The organism is Thiothrix winogradskyi (genome assembly GCF_021650935.1).
Taxonomy (GTDB): Bacteria; Pseudomonadota; Gammaproteobacteria; order Thiotrichales; family Thiotrichaceae; genus Thiothrix; species Thiothrix winogradskyi.
The window spans coordinates 2,314,876-2,338,041 of record NZ_CP091244.1; the positions used below are offsets into that span (position 1 = coordinate 2,314,876).

The window sequence follows — 23,166 nt, forward strand, 5'->3', positions numbered from 1 at the left end:
TAATCTTGCATTTACCCACCAAAAGAGTCGCTGTTCTCCGGTTTCAAGTTGTCGATACCCACGGCTTTTGCCGCCGCTTCGATGTCGCCGGTTTGGCTGCGTAGGGCAGCAATCGCAGCTTTGATGCGCTTATTGCCGTCCTTATTGTCGGGCAGAATTTGCTGGTCGAAATTTTCGCCGTTTTTCGCCGCTTCCACAATGGTTTCGACTTTTTGTTGGGTATCGGCGAGTTTGCTGACCAAGGTTGCGCTGATTGTCGCGTCCTTGCTGGCAACCAATTGCGCGAGGCTTGCACCTGTTACCGTTGTGCCATCGGTGCGGGTGTACGTGCCGTTGAAAATGTTTTGGATGCTGCGGGCATTTTCAGCGATGTCGTTGTGGGTGTTGTCGCTGAAACAGGAGTGTTCGTCTTCCTGCGAATGCGCCAGTAATGCCACGTTCATGCGTTCGCCTGCGAGTTCGCCCAGGCTTAGGCTGCCCATGCCGAATAACATGCGGCGCAACGCTTCTTTTTCATCGAGTGCGAGGAAACCGCTGCGGTAGTTACCGGTTTTGCCATCCGCCCAGTCGTCTGCCATGTATTGCAGGTCAGCGACCAGTAAATCGGTGGCGGCTTTCAAGTAGGCGGCGCGGCGTTCACAGTTGCCATTGGTACAAGTCTCACCTTTGGCGTAATCGGTGTGGGGGCGCTTTCCAGCATCTTTGGGATCTTCGTTGAAATCTTGCCCCCACAGTAGGAATTCGATGGCATGGTAGCCAGTGGCAACGTTGGCTTCGGAGCTGCCTTTTTCATGCAGCGATTTCAGCAATTCCACTGTGATCGGGTCTTTGCCTGCAATGATATTGGCGTTGGCAAACTGATTGCCTTCCTCATGATCGTAAGCGTCAGTTTTGACGTAATCAATCAAGCCTTCGTCGAGCGGCCAAGCGTTGACTTGACCTTCCCAGTCATCCACGTTTTTATTGCTGAAGCGGAAGGCTTCGGTTTGGTTGTAAGGTTTACGTGCGGCTAACCAAGCGTCTTTCGCGGCTTGCTGGGTTTCGGCGGTGGGGTTGGCAATAAAGGCATCGACTTTTTCTTGTAAGATTTTGGCGGTGGTGAATGCGTCACTGAAACCAGCATGGGCAAGATTCACGTAGGTTTCCATCACCGCTTTGGCAGTAACGGTTTCAGCGCTGACTAACAGGGGTGTGGTGCATAATACGCCACCGAGTAGGGCGGCTGAGACGATGTGGGAAAGGGATTTCATGGGTAGTCTCCGAAAAAACAGGTCTGGCTGGGGCAGTGGCACTGACTGGCTTGACTGTTAAAGGTGTTGATGAATCGTTATCGGTCAGATTCTTCAGACGAACGGTCAAGAGAGAGTGGCTTGTCTGCGTCATCATCTGCCGAGGTGAGGATCAAATTGCCCCGGCGGGTAATGGTCAAACAATAAGGACGCTTGCCGTGCTGAAGAATGATTTTTTTGCAGCCGCGCATCAATTCTTCCAGATTGATACGGTGTGGTTCTACATCCGTCATTCTCAAAGCTCCAGACATCATGCGAATGCACCTTGCATTAGGTTAAAGGAAAAGGTATCAGGGTTGAGGGTTTCTTCGATGACTTCACAGGCATGACCTTTGCAGCGCCCACAACACGTACCCACTTTCAGCTCCTGCTGAATGGCTTCTAGCGTTTCATGACCTTGGTTAACGGCTTTCTTGATCGCTTTGTCGGTCACAGAGTGGCAAATACAAACGTACATGGCATCACCTAAACAGTAATCATTCTTAAACGTTTGGAGATGATAATCATGATCAACTGCAAATACAAGTGGTTCTCAGTTATTTTTTGAAATGAGAAAAGTTCTCAAAAAGTGCGTAATTTTATGGAATCAGTATGCCAATCGCGCCAATTCTTTGGTGAATACTGCGCTTTGCATGGCTGCTTCTGCGGGTTTTTCAACCAGATTGAACACGCCACATACTTCATGCCAGCCAATGCCTTGCAGCCAATCCGGTAAACTTACTGTGCCTTGCCCTTTGCGTGGCAAGATGTAACAACTTTCACCCCGATACAACAGATTGTAAGGTTGGTTAGCCTGATGCAATGCGACAATGACTTCCCACGCCGCTGACGCAGAATCCGCCCGCCAGCAGTGCAGCGGGTAGGTTTGTGTGCCGCCGTTATGCTGCCATTGCGCTGCTTCCACCGGAAAGCGTGATGGGCGAATAAATCCCTGAAAATGCAGTTGATTGACCGAGGCATACGCACCGACACTATTGAATGCTATCCCAAATCCCGGTAGGTAGGTGGCGGTGCTGGCAGCCAGCGCCATGATGCGTTCATGGTAGGGTTGCGTCAGGAATTGCGGCAGGGTGGCTTGCGGTTCTGGCACGATCAGCGTATGCCAAGGTGCAAACGGGAACTTGTTATAAAACACCCGCAAATTCATGCCTTCCGCCGTGCCTTCCCACAAGATTTCGGGGCGCAGGAAGGGTTTGTTGAAGTGAAATTTGTCCGCTGCAAATGCTTGGTGCAATTCGCTGAAGACTTCGCCCGATACTCTTGCAGGGCGCAACCCCCGTAATGGGTTGATCACCAATTCCCACGGTTCAGCGCGTGCGTGTTCCCAGCCGGAAAAAATTTCGATGCCGGTTTTTAGCAGTGCTGCAAAGGTGGCGACATCATCGACAGGGCCGTCAGGCTGGCGTTGTTGCAGTTGTGCAAAGGTCTCGCGCAAAGGTGTGGCGAGTTGTTGGCGCAATGTTGCGTCTTGCATACTGTTGGCGAGTACCAAGATAAATGCACCCAAGCCGTCGGGCGTGAGCATGTTTTGCAAACCGTCGGTAAAGCGGGTTTTGAAAGCGTCGGGGGAGGTGGTGAAGAGCATAGTAATTTGCCTAAATTCTGGATGTTATAACGTTTGCCACACGACTCGATCAAACCCTAATGCCACCACTGCGAGGCAATGCAAGCGCTGCGGTTCTTGGTATTTTTCTGTCAATACCGCACGGTAATGCTGCAATTGTTGCAATGCATCGTTTAAGGCGGTTTGCACGGCAGGCAGTTGCGCCAGACTTTCGCGGGATTGTTCACGTATCTGTTCGCCGCTCAGTTTTAGGTCGCTCAGTGATAGGTATTTGAATTCCAACACAATGTCTTTCAGGGTGGGGTACTGGCGCATACTGGGGCGAATGATCAGCACCAGATCGGCGTAACGGCGTTGTAGCGCGGTTTCCGAATCGACCACGTAATAAATGTCATTGAACAGCAAGGTTAGGAATGCCGTTTTGATGGTAAGTTCATTGCTCCACGCATAATCACGGTTGCTGAAGGCGGCGAAGTATTTTTGCTCCAGATAATCAGCCAAAGGTTGCAGATCGGCGGATTGGTAAAATTTTTCCGCCATATTGGCAACGGCAATGCGATCTTTGGGGGCGGGGAGGATGCGCTGGCGCAATTCGTCCACATACAAAGCGCGGGTCACGAGGTTGGGGATGCCCAGTGTCAGTTTGCCCAAAATATCCGTATCAACAATGGTCAGCACGCCGAAGTAATACAGCAGGGATAACAAGTAGCTTTCATCCTGCTGTAAATCAGTGAGTTTTTCCACGCCGAAACGGTTTTCCAGTACATCAAGGGTGATGGTGCTTTCTTCATCAAGAATGCGTTCCACCACACCTGTGCCACTGGGTTGGCTGGCGAGGTAACGGATACGCGCCGCGTCCATCATCAGGTTGCCGTCGAGCATTTGGCGTGGGGCAGTGCATTCATCCTGATAGTGACGCAGGAAATAAAAACACAGAATGGGGTTGTATAACAGCGGCTTGTCTAGTTGGTCACAGAAACGGTAGCCGTTGTAAAATTGTTTCAAAGTTTGCAGCAAGCCATCGCGTTGATTTTCATCCTGCCAACAGTGTTGCAAAACACCTGTTACCAGTTCGCCCAGCTCCGGTTGGGTAATGCCGCATAGGGTATTGAAACGTGGCATCAGGGAAATGTCGGTGGCGACGTTATAACCGCTAGTCATATCCGCCAGCACCAACGGTGAGACACCCGTGATAAACACGCGCCCGATACTGCCTTCGGCGACGCTGCCCTTAACAATCTTGAATAACGACTTGAGAATGCCTTCGCCTTCGAGCAAATCCTGATAACGGCGGCTGTTGTGCGGGTCACGCACTAGCACTTCGTTGGCGAAGTTGTCGTATTCGTCGATCAGCAGGTAAATTTGCTGCCCGCTGCTGCTGACGATATTGCACAGCGATTGGAACGACGCTAAGGCATCGTCATCTTGTATCCGAACCTGAAAGCGCAGCATATCCTGATAAGTTTGGATAAAGCCTTCTATGCTGGCATTCAAGTGATTGAACAAACTGCTTTTAATATCATCAATACAGCCTTGTGCCGATACTTTGGAAAAATCCCAGCGCAGGATCAAGTAACGGTTACGCTCCGGGGTTGGGTTACGTCCCACTTCCAGCCCACCAAACAAGGTTTCAAACTGATTCGTCGTTTTAACATCGTAATAATTGACGAGTGTGGAAAGCAGTAGGGATTTACCGAAGCGGCGCGGGCGCAGGAATACGAGTTGCTTACCCGCTTCTTCCAGCAGAGGAATGTGTTGAGTACGGTCAAGGTACAAATAGCCCTCCGTGCGGATGGCAGGGAAATTACTAATGCCGTAGGGAAACCGAATCATACTGATAAATACCGGAGTTTGGATTTCTACAGAATAGCATAATTGGGTTGTGGGTCGCTGCATGGCGTGTTATTTGACCGCGATAAAGTGGCACGTTAGCATGACCACTCGCCCATCAATATCAACAATATGACAAGGAGATCCGATGAAAGGCAACCCCGACATTAACCGTGCGTTGAATCTGGCACTACGCAGCCAGTTGACCGCGATTAACCAATACTTCCTGCACGCCCGCATGTGTAAAAACTGGGGCTTGGAAGGTTTTAACAAGCACGAATACAAGCGTTCCATTAACGCCATGAAACAGGCGGACGAGCTGATCGAACGCATTCTGTTTCTGGAAGCACTGCCCAATCTGCAAGACCTCGGCAAGCTTTACATTGGCGAAGACGTGCCGGAAATCATCGCTAACGATTTACGCCTTGCCGGAGAAGTGGTGGCGGAATTGCGCAGCGTGATTGCGGCGTGTGAACAAGCGCAGGATTACGTGAGCCGCGACATGCTGCAAGAAATCCTTGAAGAGGAAGAAGAGCAAATCGACTGGTTGGAATCTCAGCAATGGGCAATCCAGAATGCCGGTTTGCCCAATTATTTACAATCCATGATGAACGCATAAGGAGACGACATTATGAAAGGCAATGACCGCGTTATCAACGTGCTGAAAACCCTGCTGGCGGGGGAGTTGGCAGCACGCGACCAATATTTCATCCATTCGCGCATGTGTGATGATTGGGGTTTAACCAAATTGTTTGCGCATTACGAGCATGAACGTCAGGAAGAAAGTGCTCATGCCGATGCCATTATTCGCCGTATCCTCTTCCTCGAAGGTGTGCCGGATCTGAACAATCAAGACAGCCTGAATGTGGGTTTCGATGTGCCCAGCATGTTTAAGAATGACCTTGCGCTGGAATACCACGTGGTGGGTGCGCTGAAGGCGGCGATGAAAATCTGCGAAGAAGAGCAAGATTACGTCACTCGCGAAATGCTGCGTAGCCAACTGGATGACACCGAGCAAGATCACGCCTATTATCTGGAAAAGCAACTGGGTTTGATTGACAAAATCGGCTTGCAGAACTATTTACAGTCACAGATGTAAGTTCCCTCCGATCTCTGTTGAGGCACACGCGGTCTTCGGATGCGGCGCATTACCCAAACAGGGATTTTCCATATTGTGATGTAAAGCATTCTCATTTATATTGCAGGCTTTGCAATCACTGAAAGCCACACCATGCGCCTTCTTTTTTTCTGCTTATTGTGCTTGGCATCAACTGCCATTGCCGCTAATCCTCCCTTTAATACCAAAGCCGCCTTGGGCGAAAAGCTGTTTTCTGACGTGAATCTGTCGAAAAACCGCACGCAATCTTGCGCCACTTGCCACAATCCTGAACACGGTTTTGTGGATAATCGCAGCACAGCGGTGGGCAAAGCGGTTTCCTTGGGCGATGACGGCAAATCCTTGGGGGATCGCAATGCACCGACGGCAACTTACGCCAAATTCAGCCCGGATTTTCACCAGAACAAAGCGGGTAACTATATCGGTGGGCAATTTCTGGATGGGCGCGAGGACGATTTAGCCGGGCAAGCCGGTGGCCCGCCACTGAATCCGGTGGAAATGGGGATGCCGGATAAAGCCGCCCTGGTGGCGCGTTTGCAAGAAAATCAGGATTACGTCAGCGCCTTCAAGCAGCTTTTTGGCGCAAGTGTTTTTGATACGCCAGAAACGGCTTACGCGGCAATGGCGGAAAGTTTGGGTGAGTTTGAAAAAACCGAGCTGTTCGCGCCGTTTGATTCCAAATATGACCGCTATTTGAAGGGTGAGGTCGAACTGACGGATCAGGAATCGTTGGGTGAATCCTTGTTCTTTTCCCAGCAGTTCACCAATTGCAATCGCTGCCATCAGGTGAAAGCCTTTCCCGGTAGTGAGGGCGAAACCTTCAGCAATTACGAGTACCACAACTTGGGAGTGCCGACCAATCACGCAGTGAGGGCGGCGAATGGCAAGGCTAAGGATTTTGTCGATCAAGGTTTGTTGGCACACCCCGATATTAGCGACCCCACAGCGGCGGGCAAATTCAAAGTGCCAACCTTGCGCAATGTCGCGGTGACTGCGCCGTATATGCACAATGGCGTGTTTGCCGATTTGCGTACAGTTGTATTGTTTTACGACAAGTTTAATAATGCGCAGCGCACTCTCAACCCGGAAACTAGCAAACCGTGGGATGTGCCGGAAGTCGATAGTCATCTGGCTTTGGATGAAGAGGAATTTCAAGCGCCCGCTCTGAAGGATGCGGAGGTGGATGCGTTAGTGGCGTTTATGCGAACACTGACAGATCAGCGCTATGAGGCGTTGTTGAGCCGTCCGTGAAATAGTTCCTTTTCTCTTGCTGTTTATCCACCCCACAATTACAATTCACCCCGTCATTGGGGAGTAGCCTCCTTTCACTGAAAAGGGTCTGTATCAACATAATTGACCGCCCGGTCATGGTGCAGACAACTCCGGTTTGGCAAGACCTTTGACCATATGCCCTCGGTAAAGCCGGGAGGGTGTGTGGTCATTGGAAAACGCCCGGCTTTGGAGTTCTACATGGAAGCTTTTCTGGTTTCAACCGGTATTGTTGCTCTCGCTGAAATCGGCGATAAAACCCAACTGCTGTCACTGGTGTTGGCGGCAAAATTCCGCCGCCCGGTTCCTATTATCCTAGGGATTTTAGTTGCAACCTTGCTGAATCATGCGTTGGCGGGTGCGGTCGGTGCATGGGTCACGACGGTGCTGGGGGCAGAGGCATTGCGCTGGATTTTGGGTTTGTCGTTTCTGGCAATGGCGGTGTGGATTATGATCCCCGATAAGCTGGATGACGATGATGTGAAGGTGGATGCGACGCACTACGGGATTTTTGGTGCGACGGTGGTGGCGTTTTTCCTCGCGGAAATGGGCGATAAAACCCAGATTGCGACCGTGGCGTTAGCGGCGCAATACGCTTCTTTGTTCTGGGTGGTAGCTGGTACAACCTTAGGGATGATGCTGGCGAATGCTCCGGCAGTGTTGCTGGGCGATAAAATGGGCAGCAATTTGCCGTTGAAGCTGGTGCATGGAATTGCAGCGGCGATTTTTGCTGCCTTGGGTATTGCGACGTTGTTGGGCATCGGGTAATGGCGTAATACTGAAAAAAGCAAGGGAGTCACATGACTCCCTTGCTTTTTGATTACTGATTTATTTGTTAAATGGATTATTTGGCATGATTCGTTCGGTTTTCTGGTTTTTTCGGGTGAGTCGTATTTTATTGGATAGTCACATGACCTAAGTATCTTGCGTGGATACATGCCGTGGACTACACTGACTAAAATATTTTAGGAGCACTGCGATGTATGCTACCAATGTCCGTGAACTCAAAAAAAATCCTTCATTGGCACTGCGCCACGCTCGTGAGGCTCCCGTGTTGGTGTTAAAAGGCGATGAACCTGACGCATTGTTGATACATTTGGATAAAACGCTCAGTGACACCATGACAGGTTTGCGCCCAGCACTCGCCGCGAATTTGTTCCGCGATGGTTTGATGTCTTTAGGCAAAGCAACCCGAATCAGCGGATTAAGCATGAGTGCTTTCATCAAGCATTTGGGAAGTCTGGGTATTGAGATTGCTCGACCGGATGAAACTACCGCCCACGAAACCCAAGATTTGTCTGCATGGCTGTCATAATTAGCGATACCGGTCCGCTATTGGCATTTGCGGGCATTCATCAGCTAACGATTCTGCAACAACTGTTTAAAACTGTGTATATACCGCAGGCTGTCTGGCAAGAATCTCAAGCGCACAGCGATGACGCTGCTCAACAAATTGCTACAGCTTTGCAACAAGGATGGCTGCAAGTGGTGACAGTATCCCCGCCACATGATTTTCCGGTGAGTCTCGGTGATGGGGAGCAAGAAGCTATGCAGTTTGCTATGGCTAATCCCAGTGCCTTGCTTGTTATGGATGATCGGCTGGCACGACGCGAAGCTTTGCAACGCAAGCTGGCATTTGTCGGTACGGTGAAAGTGCTATGGATAGCAGAGCAGCGGCATTTGATCAGTGATGCCGCCGTGCTGTTGGAGGCAATGGCGGCAAATGGTTATTACTTGTCCCGCCAATTGTTGCAGCAAATCAGCGAGTGAGATTCTTGTTACCCTGATGGTAGTAGCGGCAGCGTAACGGTTTCAGGCGGTACGCTGCTCGCCACTAATGCACTATTTCCAACCCACCTTATCCATGATCATCACCGCTTGCGCGTATGTATTCCAGCAATTTAATGGCTTTGATTTGGTCACGGTCGCCGCCGCTGGGTGGTTTTGCCAGATTGGCTACCAAGCCTTGCGCCCATTGTTCGGCTTGCGCCGCGCCTTTGGCGGCAATCATTGACGCCAGCAACGACTGGTTATAAATGCTGCTGGAAGAACGCACACACACGCGCCCTTGCCATTTCGGATCAGCCAAATCTTCGTAGGTGGAAAGCTCATTCGCCTGCACTTTGGCGGGATTGTAGAACAGCACCCGTGCGCGGTAAGTCAGCCCAAACCACTGGTTGGCAGGGTCACGCAAATTCGCCGGAATTGCCTGATTCAGCTTGGCGGACTGTATCGGTTGCAAGGTGCCAGCCTCCACCGCACGGTGGAAACGCCCCGCATCGGCGGTAATCAGCACATCAGCGGGTGAATTCGCACCTTCGCGTTTCAAACGTTCCAGCAATGGGTCATCATCGCCGGTAATCAGATTGACCTTTACGCCATTGTCTTTGCTGAACGCATCCAATAGCGGCTTGATCAATTGTTATTCGCGGGCGAAATACACATTCACTTCATTAGCCAGCACTTGTGTGCTGCACAGCAGCAGTAAACTGGCAGTCAATTTTTTCAACATAATGATCTCCTTCTTACTCCCCTCGCCCCTTGAGGGAGAGGGGGTGAGGGGTAAAACTACGTATCCGCCCAACGGCGAACCAAATTGTGGTAAATCCCGGCGAGTTTGACGGTTTGCGGATGCCCCACGCCGAGTTCCATGGTCAACTCTTGGATACTCTGGTCGAGGTCGTAGAGCAGGGTGCGTTGCCCGTCATCACGGATCATGCTTTGCATCCAGAAGAACGAGGCGATGCGTGCGCCGCTCGTAACGGGAAGTACTTGATGCAAACTGGTGGCGGGGTACAGCACCATATCGCCTGCCGCGAGTTTGACTTCCTGTGCGCCGAAATTGTCTTCGATCACCAGTTCGCCACCTTCGTACTCTTCCGGTTCGGCGAGAAACAACGTGGCGGAAACGTCGGTGCGTACTCTGACAATCGTACCCGGCACGTAGCGGATGGAATTATCGACATGGACACCGAAATTACCGCCGCCTTCGTAACGGTTGAACAGCGGCGGGTAAATTTTCAGTGGCAGCGCGGCGGAAATGAACTGAGAATTGTTGGCGAGTGCATCAAGGATAAAATCGCCTAGCTCTTGCGCCAGTGGCGAAGTCTGCGTCAGTTGCAGGTTGTTTTTGGCGGTGGCGGCTTGTTGACCTGCCGTCACTTTGCCATCGACCCATTCTGCCGCATCCAGTTGAGCGCGACATTGGGCAATTTGTTGTTTGGTCAGGACATTGGGTATACACAGCAGCATAATTAAAAGTCGTAGGTTAGGCTAAGGTTAGTGGTGCGACCCGGTGCAACGTAAGTAAATGGCGCACCGCTGCGGTATAACGCTTCGTAGATGGTTTCATCGGTAGCGTTTTTCATATTCAACTGCGCTGACATTTTGTTGTTGATTTTGTATTCACCCATTAAATCGAGGCGGTTGGAGGCTTTAATGATGTTACCCGTGGTTGCCGCAAATGCACCGCCGCCCACTTCGCCCGTATGGATCACGCTGCCACCGACGGCGATTTTCGGTGTGATCTGGTACTTCGTTTGCACACTGGCGCTCTTTTCGGCAATGTTGGCTAACGGTTTGCCGAGGTTCGCCGGTGTTGCTGAGCCGGTGATTTCGCTATCCATGTAGACCGCGCCACCGGCAAGGCTGAGTTTTTCGGTTACATTGCCGGAAACGCCCAGTTCCATACCCTTGATGCGTACTTCACCCTGATTGCTGGTGTTGGATTCGATTTTGTTGCTCTTATCCAACTGGAATACTGCCGCACTGACCGCGAGGTTATCGTTGGCTAGGTTCCATTTGGTGCCGAGTTCCACGCTCTTATTGCGCTCAGGCTCAAATGCAGCGACTGAGGCATTCAAACCACCGTAGGCAACATCGCCCACGCCATCGTACATTTCGCCCGGTACGTTGGATGAGGTACTGACCGAGGCATAAACGCTGCCGTTTTCCTTTGGCTTGTACACGACACCGGCATGACCGTTGGTAAAGCCTTCGTTGTATTTGACCGGTGGCGCAACCCCATTCACCGCGCCACTGGTTGTACCCGCACCGTAAGTAAGCGATTCGCTGGTAATATCAAAGGTGTCGTGACGGATACCGCCGAAGACTTCCCACTTGGGATTGAGTTTGACGGTATCCATGACATAGACCGAGTTCACATCGGCACTAATGTTCGAGGTGCGGCTCACACCATTGATGCTCGGTGCGGCAACGTTATTGTTCGGGTTGATAATGTTCAGTACGGGAGCGGGAACGCCGCTTGGATTGGTCGTCGCGTTAAACGCATTCAAGCGCGGTATATCGTTCTTGATTTTTTCCTTACTCACCTCAAAACCGCCGACCACAATATGCTCAACATCACCTTGATAAAACTCGTGGGTGATTTGGGTGCTATTGCCGGTGAATTCATTGGTGAAATCGGCGGTGTTCACGCTGTTAGTGATGGTCGCATCCGGGGTTAAACCCGTTGCTGGTACGCTCCCCGGTTTGGAAACGATGTACTTATTGGTGGTTTCGCCCACACGGGTTTTGCTGTTGATCGTGGTGTTTGGAGAGACTTTGTAGTCCACCGTACCCGTTAAAATATCCGCCCCCGTGTCGTGGAAGTCACGCCCGACAATCACGTAAGAATTGCTACGATCAACCGCTGCCGGTGCGCCGGTTGTCCGATCCCACGGATGCCCACGGTCTGGCATGGCTTCGTTGCGCAGGTGGTAATAATCCAAGGAAACGTCCATTTTCTCGCTGGCTTGGATGTCAGCCGCGATGGCGGCACCGTGACCCTTTTTGTACAGGTGATCCCGTCCGGCAATTTCGGAATCTTGAATCATCAGGTTGCTGCGTACTTTCACTTTGTCGTTGACCACGCGGTTAGCGTCTAGGGTCGCACGGTTGTCATCGCCCACGGTCAAGGTGCCGCGTGCAAAGTTAGCATCCTGCGGTTTTTTGGAAACGCTGTTGACTGCGCCGCCTGTCGTACCACGCCCTGCGAAGGTAGAGCTTGGGCCTTTGGCAATTTCGATTTGCTCAGAGGCGAACACATCACGGGTAGTGGAACCGGGGTCACGCATTCCGTCGACGAAAATATCGTTACGTGTGTCGAAACCACGGATCAGGAAACGGTCGCCTTCCGCATTACCGCCTTCGCCGGTTCCCATTGTCACACTCGGTTGGGTACGCATCAGGTCTTTTAGCGCCATGACACCCGCGTCTTCCATCTGTTCTTTGCCGACCACGGTGATGGTTTTGGAAACGTTCAAGAGAGGTTCGGTGAATTTGGTGTTGGCGGATTTGTCGACTTTGTATGGGGCTTCCGGGTCAGCGTTCGGGTTGGAACCGGGGGCGGCTTGTTTGGCTTCTGCGGTCACGCCTTCGAGTTGGGTAATGTCAGCTTTCGCATCTTTGGTTTTTTTGGTGTCATCCGCCGCTTGGCTAGGGACAGCAATAGTTGCCATCATCACAAATGCAGCGGAGGCAAGGGCAATAGCGGGGGATTCGGCACGGTTAACACTGCTACGGATAGCAAGGGGTTTTTTCTGACAGCTCACGGGATACTCCTGATAAAAATGGTACGGGAAGAAGCATCTGTGGCTGTCAGGTCGTTGGCTATACGATGCGTACTCTTTGGGTTGCAGATGATAATCATTCTATTTCACAGGTCAAGACTTTTGTGGTAAAAATGCGAATAATTTCTATTTGAGCCGCAAAAAATGTCACAGCAAGCTTATTTAACGCAAATCCCCCCCGAAATTGCAGCCGTTAGTGATTACGAAGTGTTTGCCCGTGCGCGGCTGGATGACAATGCTTGGGCGTATGTACACAGCGGTGCGGCGGATGAAATAACCTTTCATAACAATCGCTTGGCATTCGATATGTGCAGTTTGCGGAATCGGGCATTGGTCGATGTGCGGGGTGGGCATACGCGCTTGGAGCTGTTTGGGCAAACCTTGCAGCACCCGATATTACTAGCACCTGTGGCTTATCAACGCTTGTTTCACCCCGAAGGTGAATTAGCCAGCGTGCGGGCAGCGGCAGCGATGGATGCTCCAATGGTGGTGAGTACCTTGGCAAACCATACGCTGGAAGACATTGCGCGTCATGCACACGCACCCTTGTGGTTTCAGCTTTATTTCCAAGCGGATAGAGAGTTTACATTGGGGTTAGTACGGCGGGCGGAAGCGGCGGGTTATCAAGCATTGGTGGTAACGGTGGATGCGTCGCTTGCTGGGGTGCGCAATCGCGAGCAACGTGCCGGTTTCCATTTGCCAGCGGAAATTAATGCGGTGAATTTGCAGGGAATGCCGCAAGCGTCGCTGGCATTGGCGCAAGGGCAAAGTCAGGTATTTGACGGTTTGATGGCACATGCGCCGACATGGCGCGATATTGAACGCTTGCGCCAATTGACGGATTTACCCTTGCTGTTGAAAGGGATTACCCACCCAGAGGATGCCAAACTGGCGCTGTCGCTGGGAGTAGATGGTTTGATTGTGTCGAATCACGGCGGGCGCACCTTGGACACCGTACCCGCATCCCTGCATCTGTTGCCAGCGATTGCCGAGGTGGTACAGGGACAAATTCCCTTGCTGTTGGATGGGGGCATTCGGCGCGGCACGGATATTGTCAAAGCGCTGGCATTGGGGGCAAGTGCGGTGCTGATTGGTCGCCCGCTGATTTACGGTTTGGCAACGGCGGGGGCGCTGGGCGTGGCGCATGTATTGCGCGTGTTGTGGGAAGAATTGGAGGTGGCGATGGCATTGACAGGTTGCCGTACTTTGACAGACATTCAGCAGTGCACGGTATTAACTGAGATTAATGCTTGAAAATGTAAATAGTAACAATTACCATCTTGTGCAGATTTACTTGACATCATTAGCCATCCGCCCCAACAGCCACGGTAGCCAAGGTTCAGTAAAACCCTGCGCTTAACTTTACGAGGTTTTACTAACACAATGGAATTTCTCAAACTGTATCTGGATCACATGGTGCTAGGCACGTTGGGCTTTATGAGCTTTATTATGCTGGCGTTCGCGGTGGAGCGTTACATTTACTTCTGGCGCATTAAACTGACGGATTTCAAGCACATTGAGCTGTTGAAAGTCGCGCTGACCCGCAATCTGACCACCATTTCCAGCGTGGGCGCGAATGCGCCATATGTGGGGCTGTTAGGCACAGTCTTGGGGATTTTGATTACCTTCCACGAAATGGGGCAAGGCAACAAACTGGATGTGAATAGCATTATGCTAGGGCTGGCAATGGCACTGAAAGCCACCGCTGCCGGGCTACTGGTCGCGATTCCCGCTATCTTGTTTTATAACGGTTTAATGCGCAAAGTGGACGTGCTGGTATCACGTTGGACTGCTTTGCAGGATGGGCATTCATGAAACGCTTTGACCAGATTAACATGATCCCCTTCATCGACATTATGCTGGTGTTGCTGGCGATCGTGCTGACCACGGCAAGTTTTGTGTCGCAAGGGCTGATTCCGGTCAATTTACCCACTGCCGAACAAGTCAGCGAGCCATCGAAAGATGAGGAGCCCTTGGAAATTGCCATCAATGAGCACAATGAGTTTTTCCTTGGTGAAGAAAAAGTCACGCTGGAACAAATGGCTGCAAAGCTCAAGGTGCAAGCCAAGCCAGAAACCTTGATTGTATTGCGCATTGATAAAGCCGCTGTGTTTGAGCATTTCGTCAAATTGATTGATTTGCTGAAAGCACAGGAGTTGAGCAACCTTTCGATACAGGCACAACAAGAGCCATGAAAACCAATCATATCAGCGGCTTTGGTATTTCCACGGCTGTGCATATTGGGTTGGCATTGTTCCTGATGCCGCTCCTGTTTGCCGCAGAAACCAAGCCGGAAGAACCCCCCATTCTGCCGGTGGAATTGAGCATGTTCGAGCCGCAAGCTCCCGAACCTGCCCCCGAACCCGTGCCGCAGGTAGCGCCGGAACCACCGCCGCCGCCACCCCCACCACCGCCGCAACCTAAGCCCAAGCCAAAGGAAAAGCCGAAACCGGAAAAACCCAAGCCGGAAAAGAAGGTGGAAAAACCCTTACCCAAACCGGAAAAGGATTTGCGCCAAGAGCAGGAGCAACGCGAACGCAGTGAAGCAGAACGTCGTGAGCGTGAGGAACAGCAACAGCGTGAGGTCGCCGAGCGTCAAGCACGCCAACGAGCGCAACAGGAAACTGCTGCGCGTGCGGCTGCCCAAGCCCAAAACGCAGTGCCGGTGATTACCAACCCGCGTTACCGCCGCCCACCGCGCCCACCGGAGTATCCACGCCGTGCGCTGGAATCGGGTATGGAAGGCACTACCATTGTGCGTGCTAACGTTAGCCCCAGCGGTAGCGTGCTAGCCGCTAAAGTCCAGAAATCTTCTGGGAATGCATCACTGGATTCTGCTGCTGTCAAAGCGGTACGCGGTTGGAGCTTTGTACCCGCGACCCGTGGCGGGCAAAATATTGAGTCGATTGTGCAAGTGCCAGTCAATTTCAAAATCAATTGAGGAAAACTAGCGTTAGTGAGCGTGTAGTGTTATTTGTATCTGTTACTCGCTTCCGGCATCCTGTTAATTCTATTGATTATCAGGAACTGAGCAATGGACACCATCAACAGCCAGCGCCGCCGGGTATTACTGTCAATGGGCGCAGGCGGGGTTGCTTGGCTGGCATGGCGTGCCACATGGCAACCTGCCAGCGCTGCCACTTCCCCCGCCTGTGTCATTACCCCCGAACAAATGGAAGGCCCGTATTTCGTCGATGAAATGCTCAACCGTGCCGACATCCGCACCGATCCCGCCGATGGCACAACCGTATCCGGCATTCCCTTGCAACTGCAATTACGGATCCATGCCGTCAATGGCACAACTTGCACGCCGTTGCCCAAAGCATTGGTAGACATCTGGCACTGCGATGCCAACGGTGTGTATTCCGGGGTGCAGGATTCCAGCTTTGACACGGTTGGCAAAAAATTCCTACGGGGGCATCAAATCACGGATTCGGAGGGCAATGTCACCTTTACCACCATTTATCCCGGTTGGTATCCGGGGCGCACCGTGCATATTCACGTCAAAGTCCGAGTAGACACTGCCGATGGTAAGGCGCAGGAATTCACCTCGCAATTGTATTTTGATGATGCTTTTACCGATGAAGTGTACAAGCTTGCCCCGTATAACAGCCGCGAAGCCCGTTTTCCACGTAACGATGGCGATGGTATTTTTCGGCGTGCTAATGGGGATAAGTTGTTGCTGCAACTGGCTGGGGATGCATCAGGTTATATCGCAAGTTTGGATATAGGCATGGCAGTCGGCTAAACACTGTCGCTATTTTTGATAAAAAATAGAATGATACGTTCGTTTTAATCATCTGGATAGATCAAAGCTAAAGGACTATAACGATAAGTATGAGTGAACAATGTAACTATCAAGAGGAGAAACGCCATGAGTGACGTAAGCAAATGTCCTGTCATGGGACACGCCAATACACCCGCCGCCAACAACGCTGGGCGTGGCACATCCAACCGCGACTGGTGGCCTAACCAGTTGAAACTCAATATCCTGCACCAGCACACGGCCAAATCTAACCCACTGGGTGCGAATTTCAATTACGCTGATGAATTCAAAAAGCTCGATCTGGTAGCCATTAAACAAGACCTATACGCGCTAATGACCGATTCGCAAGACTGGTGGCCTGCCGATTACGGTCACTACGGGCCAATGTTCATCCGCATGGCCTGGCATAGTGCAGGCACGTACCGCATCAGCGACGGGCGCGGTGGGGCTGGGCATGGTAATCAGCGTTTCGCCCCGCTCAATAGCTGGCCGGATAACGTTAACCTCGACAAGGCACGGCGTTTGCTGTGGCCGATCAAGCAGAAATACGGCAACCAGATTTCGTGGGCTGACCTGATGATCCTCACCGGCAACTGTGCGCTGGAGTCGATGGGCTTCAAGACCTTCGGTTTTGCGGGTGGGCGCGAAGACATCTGGGAACCTGAAGAAGATGTGTATTGGGGTTCTGAGGCCGAGTGGCTGGGAGGTGACAAGCGTTACAGCGGTGAACGCGATTTGGAAAACCCCTTAGCAGCAGTGCAGATGGGGCTGATTTACGTGAACCCCGAAGGCCCCAACGGCAAGCCTGACATAGTGGGTTCGGGTCGTGATGTGCGTGAAACCTTTGCTCGCATGGCGATGGACGATTACGAAACCGTTGCCCTTACTGCTGGCGGACACACTTTCGGCAAATGCCACGGCGCAGCGAGTGCTACCCACGTTGGTGCTAAGCCAGAAGCTGCTGCTATCGAACAAATGGGTTTGGGTTGGAAAAGCAGCTTCGGCAGCGGCAAAGGTGGCGACCAAATCGGCAGCGGCTTGGAAGGTTCGTGGACACCAACGCCGACTCAGTGGGACAACAGCTATCTGGATATGCTCTTCAATAACGAATGGGAACTGACCAAAAGCCCCGCCGGTGCATGGCAATGGACACCCAAAACCGCCACCGAAAGCAATCTTGCCCCAGCAGCGGATGACCCAGCTAAACGTGTGCCGATCATTATGACCACGGCTGACATGGCAATGCGTTTTGACCCGATTTACGAACCGATTGCGCGGCATTTTCAGCAGAATCCTGATGAATTCGCGGATGCATTTGCACGGGCATGGTTCAAACTGACCCACCGTGATTTGGGGCCGCGTTCACGCTATCTTGGCGTTGAAGTTCCAGCCGAAGATCTGATTTGGCAAGACCCAGTTCCGGCGGTTGATTATACCTTGATCGACGCGCAGGACATTGCTGACCTCAAAGGTAAATTGTTGGCATCAGGACTTTCCATTGCTGATCTGGTGACAACGGCGTGGGCTTCGGCATCCACCTTCCGAGGGTCGGATAAGCGCGGGGGCGCGAACGGTGCGCGGATTCGCCTTGCTCCGCAAAAGGATTGGGCAGTGAATAAACCTGCGCAACTCGCCAAGGTATTGCAGGTTCTCGAAGGTATTCAAAGCGCGTTCAATGCAGCACAGTCAGGTGGCAAACAGGTGTCGCTGGCGGATTTGATCGTATTGGGTGGGTGTGCAGCAGTGGAGCAGGCGGCGGCGAATGCCGGATTCGCGGTTGAAGTACCGTTCACAGCAGGGCGCACCGATGCCACACAAGAGCAGACCGATGTCGAAGCCTTCGCTGTGCTTGAGCCAGTGGCAGACGGTTTCCGCAATTACCTCAAAGGCAAATACGCCGTGACAGCCGAGGAAATGCTGCTTGACAAGGCGCAATTGCTGACCTTGACTGCACCAGAAATGACCGTGCTAGTCGGTGGGATGCGGGTGTTGAATGCTGCCTTTACCCAACGGTCTGAAGCACTTACCACCGATTTCTTCGTGAATCTGGTCGATATGAGCACAGACTGGCAGGCTACCGCCGATGAGAATGTGTTTGAGGGACGCGACCGTGCCACGGGTGCGGTAAAGTGGACAGGCTCACGGGTTGACTTGGTGTTTGGCTCGAATTCCCAGCTTCGTGCGGTGGCAGAAGTGTATGCGCAGAATGATAGCAAGGAAAAATTCGTCCGCGACTTTGTGGCGGCATGGTGCAAGGTGATGAACCTCGATCGGTTTGATACCGATTAACGAAAATATTATCTTTTTTATCATCATTCTTTAAGATTTTTCTGCAATTAATGCTACTACACTATCTATTGGATATTTCATGAATGATAACCAAAGGATAGTGTTATGGAAAAAAATAGCTCGTGCTGTTGTGGTGGACTCCCAGCAATGTGGTGGTGGTTACTGACATTGCTGGGGTTGCCCCTGTTATTTTTCCTGATGACGGGTTCGCGTCAGGGAGCCGTTGAATCGGATTTAACGACGCGCAGTACTGCGGCATTAAAAGCGGCAGGTATGGACTGGGCGACGGTGAATCTTGATCAGCGTGGGCGTGACGTCTTGCTTAACGGGATGGCTGCCTCAAAGCAGGAAAGTGACGCTGCCCTCAAAGTTGTCCAAGGTGTGTATGGGGTACGGGAGGTGCAGAATAAGGTGGAAGTGGCAACAGCCAAAGCCCCGGAACCTGCTTCTGCTGCTGCGTCAATGCAAATGCCTGATGCTGCCCCGGCGTCCCCGCCTGCCACCCCTGTTGAGCAAACAGCGCAAACAGCTCAAGCATCTCCGCAAAACCCTGCTGAGCAAACAGCGCAAGCATCTCCGCAAAACCCTGCTGAGCAAACAGCGCAAGCACCAGCACCCGCCGAGCAAGCTGCCCCACCTGCTGAGCAAACAGCACAAGCAGCGCAAGCATCTCCGCAAAACCCTGTTGAGCAAACAGCGCAAGCACCTGCCGGGCAAACGGCTCAAGCTCCCGCTGAAGCCGAGCCTACGCAGGAACAGCAAGCCGTCATGAATTGCCAGCAGCAGTTAAACGATGCCATGACCGGCAAAACCATTCTGTTTGAAACCAATAAATCTGCCATCAAGCGGGATAGTTTGGCATTGCTGGATTCCCTCGGCGGGATTATTGCCAATTGCAGGGATGTGATCGCCGGTCGGGGAATTCAGGTGAGTGGGCATACCGATAATGTTGGTAATGATGCTTATAACCAGAAGTTGAGCACACAGCGTGCCGATGCGGTGAAAGGTTACCTCGTCAAAAAAGGTGTTGATAGTGCTTTGATCAATAGCGCCGGGTTTGGTGAAAGCCAGCCGATTGCCTCAAACGATACGGAAGCAGGGCGCTCGCAGAATCGTCGAATTACCTTTGATATCAACCCTGAGTAAAGGAGAACGTTATGATGTATTTATTTTCAGAATTATTCATGTGGCTCTTGCTGACGTTTGTCTTCGGCTTGGTGATGGGTTGGTTTTCACGCTCAGGGAAAGAGGATTAAATCATGACAATGTTTTTGTTACAGGCATTGCTCTGGCTGCTGGTTGCGTTTTTGCTGGGGTACGGTATTAGTCGTTTTCTGAAATCATTATTCTGCCGTCCTGATGAGGATGCAGAGGTCTATCATTATAAAGACCCTAATGCGCGGGTGAATGTGCCAGCGGCTGCGACGGTGTTGGGTGGTGCTGCCGCAGCGGCTGGCGCTGTAGCCGTGGCTCGCAATCAGTTTGATACCAAGGTGGATGCGCCCGATGTGTCATTGAAGATGCCAAAAGTAGATGCGCCGAATGTGTCGCTGCACGCCCCGAAGGTTGATTTACCTGATATGTCGTGGAAGATGCCGAAAGTAGATGCGCCAGATGTGTCGCTGCACGCCCCGAAGGTTGATTTACCTGATATGTCGTGGAAGATGCCGAAGGTAGATGTGCCAGAAGTGTCGCTGAAAATGCCCGACGTTGATTTGCCAGACCTGCCGTCGCTTGATGTTGACCTTCCAACGATGGAAGTGAAGGCTCCGGGCATGAATTGGAGCGGCATTGACCCTCACAAACCAATTATTGACCCGCCGGACATGGATATAAGCCTCCCAACGGTTGATGTTGACCTGCCGGAAATGTCGCTGAAAATGCCGGATGTTGATTTGCCGGATATGTCACTGCAAGCGCCGGATGTCAGTGTGGATACGGGTAGTGGTTTCTTGGATGCAGCGAAAGTGGCAGTGATTGCCGCCGGAACCGGTTTGGCAGCTAAGGCTGCATCAGCCCTGAGCATCGACGACAAGGAATTGCCCAAGGTTGATATTGACCGGCCGGAAGTGTCACTGAAAATGCCTGATGTTGATTTACCCGACGTGCCGTCGCTTGATGTTGAACTTCCAACGCTGGAAGTGAAGGCTCTTGGCATGGATTGGAGCGGCATTGATCCTCACAAGCCAATTATTGACCTGCCGGACATGGATATAAACCTCCCAACGGTTGATGTTGACCTGCCGGAAATGTCGCTGAAAATGCCGGATGTTGATTTGCCGGATATGTCACTGCAAGCGCCGGATGTCAGTGTGGATACGGGTAGTGGTTTCCTAGATGCGGCGAAAGTGGCAGTGATTGCCGCCGGAACCGGTTTGGCAGCTAAGGCTGCATCAGCCCTGAGCATCGACGACAAGGAATTGCCCAAGGTTGATATTGACCTGCCGGAAGTGTCGCTGCAAGCGCCTGATGTTGACCTGCCGGAAGTGTCGCTGAAAATGCCCGACGTTGATTTACCCGACGTGCCGTCGCTTGATGTTGAACTTCCAACGCTGGAAGTGAAGGCTCTTGGCATGGATTGGAGCGGCATTGATCCTCACAAACCGATTATTGACCTGCCGGACATGGATATAAACCTCCCAACGGTTGATGTTGACCTGCCGGAAATTTCGTTGAAAATGCCCGAAGTTGATTTGCCAGATATATCACTGCAAGCGCCGGATGTCAGTGTGGATACGGGTAGTGGTTTTCTGGATGCGGCGAAAGTGGCAGTCATTGCCGCTGGAACCGGTTTGGCAGCTAATGCACTCGCTGCCGATGATGTTTCCCCTGATGTATCCACCGACGCTGATTGGCTATTGCAGTTGGTACAGCAAACCAAGGAAGCTTACCGTGGGCGGAATGCGCGGGCAGTCAGCCGCTTATGGGGCAGTGACAGCCACTATGATTGTTCAACCTTGGCTGACTACGAGTCCATCAGTTTGGAACCCGCGACGTATGACAAACTAGGCTCAAGCCATTGTGGTGTGCCACGGGCAGGGTTTGTCGCGGTTGGTGGTGATGTTGGCAATGTCGAAAGGGGTAGTGGCATCCTGTTCCATTATTGCAATATCGTGGTATGCCGTGGCGCTGATAACACCCATCATTTTATCCGTGTCTTGGCTGATTAAGCCGCCTTAACGCGCCCGCGTTGCCCCTCTCTGTTAGTGTAAATCTCCCGCTTTTGCGGGAGATTTCCGTTGAGGCTCTTCTAAAAAACCGATCATGATGACCTAAAAACCCTATGATGTTGCAGGGAATTCCTTGACCTGTATCAAGTAGCTGAACCAGCATGAGGCTAACATGACCCCTACAAGATTTACTCATAAAGGTAGGAGATACTCATGAAAGCACAAGCCTTAGTGATTTCATTGCTGACACTTAGCGTTGCAAGCGCGGTGTGGGCAGAAAAAGCCGAAAAAGCCGAGCCAGCAAAAGCGGTTGAAGCCAGCGTTGTTAAAGATGAACCGATCAAACCCATTGCCACTTACGTGCCGAAAGAAGCCGTCGTGGAATTGGGTAAGAAACTGTTTTTTGACCCACGTTTGTCCAAGTCCGGTTTCATTTCCTGCAATTCTTGCCATAACTTGAGCATGGGCGGCACGGATAACCTCACCACGTCCATTGGCGATAAGTGGCAACAAGGCCCGATCAATTCGCCGACCGTGCTGAATTCCAGCATGAATGTGGCGCAGTTCTGGGACGGTCGTGCCAAAGACTTGAAAGCCCAAGCCGGTGGCCCGATTGCTAACCCCGGTGAAATGGCATTCACTCACGAATTAGCCATTGGTGTGCTCGACTCTATTCCAGCTTACAAGGAAGAGTTCAAGATGGCGTTTGGTAAAGACACCATCGACATTGATATGGTGACGGATGCGATTGCCGCGTTTGAAGAAACCTTGGTCACACCTGATTCCAAATTTGACCGTTGGTTGAAAGGTGATGAGACTGCGATGAATGACAAAGAACTGAATGGTTACAAGTTGTTCAAGGACAGTGGTTGCGTGGCTTGTCACAATGGTCCCGCTGTCGGTGGCTCAAGCTTCCAGAAGATGGGCGCGGTTGAACCGTACAAAACCGATAACCCAGCGGAAGGTTTATCAGCAGTTACCGGCAAAGACGCTGACCGTTTCAAATTCAAAGTGCCTACTTTGCGTAATGTTGAGTTAACTTACCCGTATTTCCACGATGGCGCTGCTAAGACCTTGGAGGAGGCGGTCAATATCATGGGTCAAATTCAGTTGGGTAAGAAATTCTCTGATACTGAAACGGCTGACATTGTAGCCTTCCTGAAAACCCTGACCGGTAAGCAGCCCGACATTAAATTGCCTATTTTGCCACCTTCCACCAATGAAACCCCACGCCCTGATCCGTTCGGCAAGGGTGATACTGCCAAGGCAGATGAGGCTGACAAGAAATCTTGATTAGCACCT

General features: G+C 51.8%; 23 protein-coding genes and 1 riboswitch. Of the genes, 15 read left to right on the forward strand and 8 right to left on the reverse strand.

What is annotated here, in order from left to right; translation table 11 throughout:
- Positions 1-11 precede the first annotated feature (11 nt).
- From L2Y54_RS11815 to L2Y54_RS11835, 5 genes are all read right to left on the reverse strand, one after another.
- The gene (locus tag L2Y54_RS11815) at positions 12-1,250 is read right to left on the reverse strand and encodes an imelysin family protein (RefSeq protein WP_236496311.1); all 1,239 of its coding nucleotides are present in this window, start codon (positions 1,248-1,250) and stop codon (positions 12-14) included.
- A gap of 77 nt (positions 1,251-1,327) precedes the next feature.
- Positions 1,328-1,522, reverse strand: coding sequence for a hemin uptake protein HemP (hemP, locus tag L2Y54_RS11820; RefSeq protein ID WP_236496312.1), 195 nt, complete (start codon positions 1,520-1,522; stop codon positions 1,328-1,330).
- 17 nt (positions 1,523-1,539) lie between these two features.
- Positions 1,540-1,746, reverse strand: coding sequence for a bacterioferritin-associated ferredoxin (locus L2Y54_RS11825; protein ID WP_236496313.1), 207 nt, complete (start codon positions 1,744-1,746; stop codon positions 1,540-1,542).
- Positions 1,747-1,875: 129 nt separating this feature from the next.
- A complete protein-coding gene (locus L2Y54_RS11830) occupies positions 1,876-2,874 on the reverse strand; it encodes a GDP-D-glucose phosphorylase 1 family protein (protein ID WP_236496314.1) in 999 nt (332 codons plus the stop codon).
- A 24-nt stretch (positions 2,875-2,898) separates the two neighbouring features.
- Positions 2,899-4,686 (reverse strand): AAA family ATPase, encoded by a 1,788-nt coding sequence (locus L2Y54_RS11835; protein ID WP_236496315.1) that lies wholly within the window; start codon positions 4,684-4,686, stop codon positions 2,899-2,901.
- 145 nt (positions 4,687-4,831) lie between these two features.
- Between L2Y54_RS11835 and bfr (L2Y54_RS11840) the strand changes: the two genes are divergently transcribed.
- The 6 genes from bfr (L2Y54_RS11840) (at position 4,832) to L2Y54_RS11865 (ending at position 8,839) form a co-directional block, all read left to right on the forward strand.
- The gene (gene bfr, locus L2Y54_RS11840; protein WP_236496316.1) at positions 4,832-5,302 is read left to right on the forward strand and encodes a bacterioferritin; all 471 of its coding nucleotides are present in this window, start codon (positions 4,832-4,834) and stop codon (positions 5,300-5,302) included.
- A 12-nt stretch (positions 5,303-5,314) separates the two neighbouring features.
- Complete coding sequence (gene bfr, locus L2Y54_RS11845) at positions 5,315-5,782, forward strand: bacterioferritin (protein WP_236496317.1); 468 nt, start codon at positions 5,315-5,317, stop codon at positions 5,780-5,782.
- A 132-nt stretch (positions 5,783-5,914) separates the two neighbouring features.
- A complete protein-coding gene (locus L2Y54_RS11850) occupies positions 5,915-7,051 on the forward strand; it encodes a cytochrome-c peroxidase (protein ID WP_236496318.1) in 1,137 nt (378 codons plus the stop codon).
- A 46-nt stretch (positions 7,052-7,097) separates the two neighbouring features.
- Positions 7,098-7,267: riboswitch (yybP-ykoY riboswitch) on the forward strand.
- A 3-nt stretch (positions 7,268-7,270) separates the two neighbouring features.
- Positions 7,271-7,837: a TMEM165/GDT1 family protein gene (locus tag L2Y54_RS11855; protein WP_236496319.1), complete on the forward strand. Its 567-nt coding sequence runs from the start codon at positions 7,271-7,273 to the stop codon at positions 7,835-7,837.
- A gap of 211 nt (positions 7,838-8,048) precedes the next feature.
- Entirely contained in the window at positions 8,049-8,384 is a 336-nt protein-coding gene (locus tag L2Y54_RS11860) for a UPF0175 family protein (RefSeq protein ID WP_236496320.1), read from the forward strand.
- Positions 8,372-8,839, forward strand: coding sequence for a PIN domain-containing protein (locus tag L2Y54_RS11865; RefSeq protein ID WP_236496321.1), 468 nt, complete (start codon positions 8,372-8,374; stop codon positions 8,837-8,839). The genes L2Y54_RS11860 and L2Y54_RS11865 overlap by 13 nt, the downstream gene beginning before the upstream one ends.
- 88 nt (positions 8,840-8,927) lie before the next feature.
- On the opposite strand, the gene L2Y54_RS11870 is transcribed toward L2Y54_RS11865, so the two are convergent.
- The 3 genes from L2Y54_RS11870 to L2Y54_RS11880 form a co-directional block, all read right to left on the reverse strand.
- Complete coding sequence (locus L2Y54_RS11870) at positions 8,928-9,488, reverse strand: extracellular solute-binding protein (RefSeq protein WP_236496322.1); 561 nt, start codon at positions 9,486-9,488, stop codon at positions 8,928-8,930.
- A 149-nt stretch (positions 9,489-9,637) separates the two neighbouring features.
- Positions 9,638-10,321 (reverse strand): Fe2+-dependent dioxygenase, encoded by a 684-nt coding sequence (locus L2Y54_RS11875; protein ID WP_236496323.1) that lies wholly within the window; start codon positions 10,319-10,321, stop codon positions 9,638-9,640.
- A gap of 2 nt (positions 10,322-10,323) precedes the next feature.
- Complete coding sequence (locus L2Y54_RS11880) at positions 10,324-12,621, reverse strand: TonB-dependent receptor (RefSeq protein WP_236496324.1); 2,298 nt, start codon at positions 12,619-12,621, stop codon at positions 10,324-10,326.
- 162 nt (positions 12,622-12,783) lie between these two features.
- Here L2Y54_RS11880 and L2Y54_RS11885 point away from each other — a divergent pair, with 162 nt between their 5' ends.
- From L2Y54_RS11885 to L2Y54_RS11925, 9 genes are all read left to right on the forward strand, one after another.
- Positions 12,784-13,893 carry an alpha-hydroxy acid oxidase gene (locus L2Y54_RS11885; RefSeq protein ID WP_236496325.1) on the forward strand — a complete coding sequence of 370 codons (1,110 nt, stop codon included), beginning with the start codon at positions 12,784-12,786 and terminating at the stop codon, positions 13,891-13,893.
- A gap of 129 nt (positions 13,894-14,022) precedes the next feature.
- Complete coding sequence (exbB, locus tag L2Y54_RS11890) at positions 14,023-14,454, forward strand: TonB-system energizer ExbB (RefSeq protein WP_236496326.1); 432 nt, start codon at positions 14,023-14,025, stop codon at positions 14,452-14,454.
- Positions 14,451-14,834 (forward strand): TonB system transport protein ExbD, encoded by a 384-nt coding sequence (exbD, locus tag L2Y54_RS11895; RefSeq protein WP_236496327.1) that lies wholly within the window; start codon positions 14,451-14,453, stop codon positions 14,832-14,834. Before exbB ends, exbD begins: the two co-directional genes overlap by 4 nt.
- On the forward strand, positions 14,831-15,580 hold the full coding sequence (locus L2Y54_RS11900) for an energy transducer TonB (protein WP_236496328.1): 750 nt from the start codon (positions 14,831-14,833) through the stop codon (positions 15,578-15,580). The genes exbD and L2Y54_RS11900 overlap by 4 nt, the downstream gene beginning before the upstream one ends.
- A gap of 93 nt (positions 15,581-15,673) precedes the next feature.
- The gene (locus L2Y54_RS11905; protein ID WP_236496329.1) at positions 15,674-16,387 is read left to right on the forward strand and encodes an intradiol ring-cleavage dioxygenase; all 714 of its coding nucleotides are present in this window, start codon (positions 15,674-15,676) and stop codon (positions 16,385-16,387) included.
- Positions 16,388-16,513: 126 nt separating this feature from the next.
- Positions 16,514-18,694 carry a catalase/peroxidase HPI gene (gene katG, locus L2Y54_RS11910; RefSeq protein WP_236496330.1) on the forward strand — a complete coding sequence of 727 codons (2,181 nt, stop codon included), beginning with the start codon at positions 16,514-16,516 and terminating at the stop codon, positions 18,692-18,694.
- A gap of 105 nt (positions 18,695-18,799) precedes the next feature.
- Complete coding sequence (locus tag L2Y54_RS11915; RefSeq protein ID WP_236496331.1) at positions 18,800-19,840, forward strand: OmpA family protein; 1,041 nt, start codon at positions 18,800-18,802, stop codon at positions 19,838-19,840.
- A 113-nt stretch (positions 19,841-19,953) separates the two neighbouring features.
- Positions 19,954-21,864, forward strand: coding sequence for a hypothetical protein (locus tag L2Y54_RS11920; protein WP_236496332.1), 1,911 nt, complete (start codon positions 19,954-19,956; stop codon positions 21,862-21,864).
- Positions 21,865-22,077: 213 nt separating this feature from the next.
- Entirely contained in the window at positions 22,078-23,157 is a 1,080-nt protein-coding gene (locus L2Y54_RS11925) for a cytochrome-c peroxidase (protein ID WP_236496333.1), read from the forward strand.
- Positions 23,158-23,166 lie beyond the last annotated feature (9 nt).

Bases quoted from the DNA above. Each gene is read 5' to 3' on its own strand.
- L2Y54_RS11915 (WP_236496331.1), top strand. From the start codon at position 18,800: ATGGAAAAAAATAGCTCGTGCTGTTGTGGTGGACTCCCAGCAATGTGG.
- exbB (WP_236496326.1), top strand. From the start codon at position 14,023: ATGGAATTTCTCAAACTGTATCTGGATCACATGGTGCTAGGCACGTTG.
- L2Y54_RS11885 (WP_236496325.1), top strand. From the start codon at position 12,784: ATGTCACAGCAAGCTTATTTAACGCAAATCCCCCCCGAAATTGCAGCC.
- L2Y54_RS11855 (WP_236496319.1), top strand. From the start codon at position 7,271: ATGGAAGCTTTTCTGGTTTCAACCGGTATTGTTGCTCTCGCTGAAATC.
- L2Y54_RS11905 (WP_236496329.1), top strand. From the start codon at position 15,674: ATGGACACCATCAACAGCCAGCGCCGCCGGGTATTACTGTCAATGGGC.
- L2Y54_RS11865 (WP_236496321.1), top strand. From the start codon at position 8,372: ATGGCTGTCATAATTAGCGATACCGGTCCGCTATTGGCATTTGCGGGC.
- hemP (WP_236496312.1), bottom strand. From the start codon at position 1,522: ATGACGGATGTAGAACCACACCGTATCAATCTGGAAGAATTGATGCGC.
- L2Y54_RS11835 (WP_236496315.1), bottom strand. From the start codon at position 4,686: ATGATTCGGTTTCCCTACGGCATTAGTAATTTCCCTGCCATCCGCACG.
- L2Y54_RS11920 (WP_236496332.1), top strand. From the start codon at position 19,954: ATGACAATGTTTTTGTTACAGGCATTGCTCTGGCTGCTGGTTGCGTTT.
- bfr (WP_236496317.1), top strand. From the start codon at position 5,315: ATGAAAGGCAATGACCGCGTTATCAACGTGCTGAAAACCCTGCTGGCG.
- L2Y54_RS11860 (WP_236496320.1), top strand. From the start codon at position 8,049: ATGTATGCTACCAATGTCCGTGAACTCAAAAAAAATCCTTCATTGGCA.
- bfr (WP_236496316.1), top strand. From the start codon at position 4,832: ATGAAAGGCAACCCCGACATTAACCGTGCGTTGAATCTGGCACTACGC.
- L2Y54_RS11925 (WP_236496333.1), top strand. From the start codon at position 22,078: ATGAAAGCACAAGCCTTAGTGATTTCATTGCTGACACTTAGCGTTGCA.
- exbD (WP_236496327.1), top strand. From the start codon at position 14,451: ATGAAACGCTTTGACCAGATTAACATGATCCCCTTCATCGACATTATG.
- L2Y54_RS11830 (WP_236496314.1), bottom strand. From the start codon at position 2,874: ATGCTCTTCACCACCTCCCCCGACGCTTTCAAAACCCGCTTTACCGAC.
- L2Y54_RS11900 (WP_236496328.1), top strand. From the start codon at position 14,831: ATGAAAACCAATCATATCAGCGGCTTTGGTATTTCCACGGCTGTGCAT.
- L2Y54_RS11825 (WP_236496313.1), bottom strand. From the start codon at position 1,746: ATGTACGTTTGTATTTGCCACTCTGTGACCGACAAAGCGATCAAGAAA.
- L2Y54_RS11815 (WP_236496311.1), bottom strand. From the start codon at position 1,250: ATGAAATCCCTTTCCCACATCGTCTCAGCCGCCCTACTCGGTGGCGTA.
- katG (WP_236496330.1), top strand. From the start codon at position 16,514: ATGAGTGACGTAAGCAAATGTCCTGTCATGGGACACGCCAATACACCC.
- L2Y54_RS11875 (WP_236496323.1), bottom strand. From the start codon at position 10,321: ATGCTGCTGTGTATACCCAATGTCCTGACCAAACAACAAATTGCCCAA.
- L2Y54_RS11850 (WP_236496318.1), top strand. From the start codon at position 5,915: ATGCGCCTTCTTTTTTTCTGCTTATTGTGCTTGGCATCAACTGCCATT.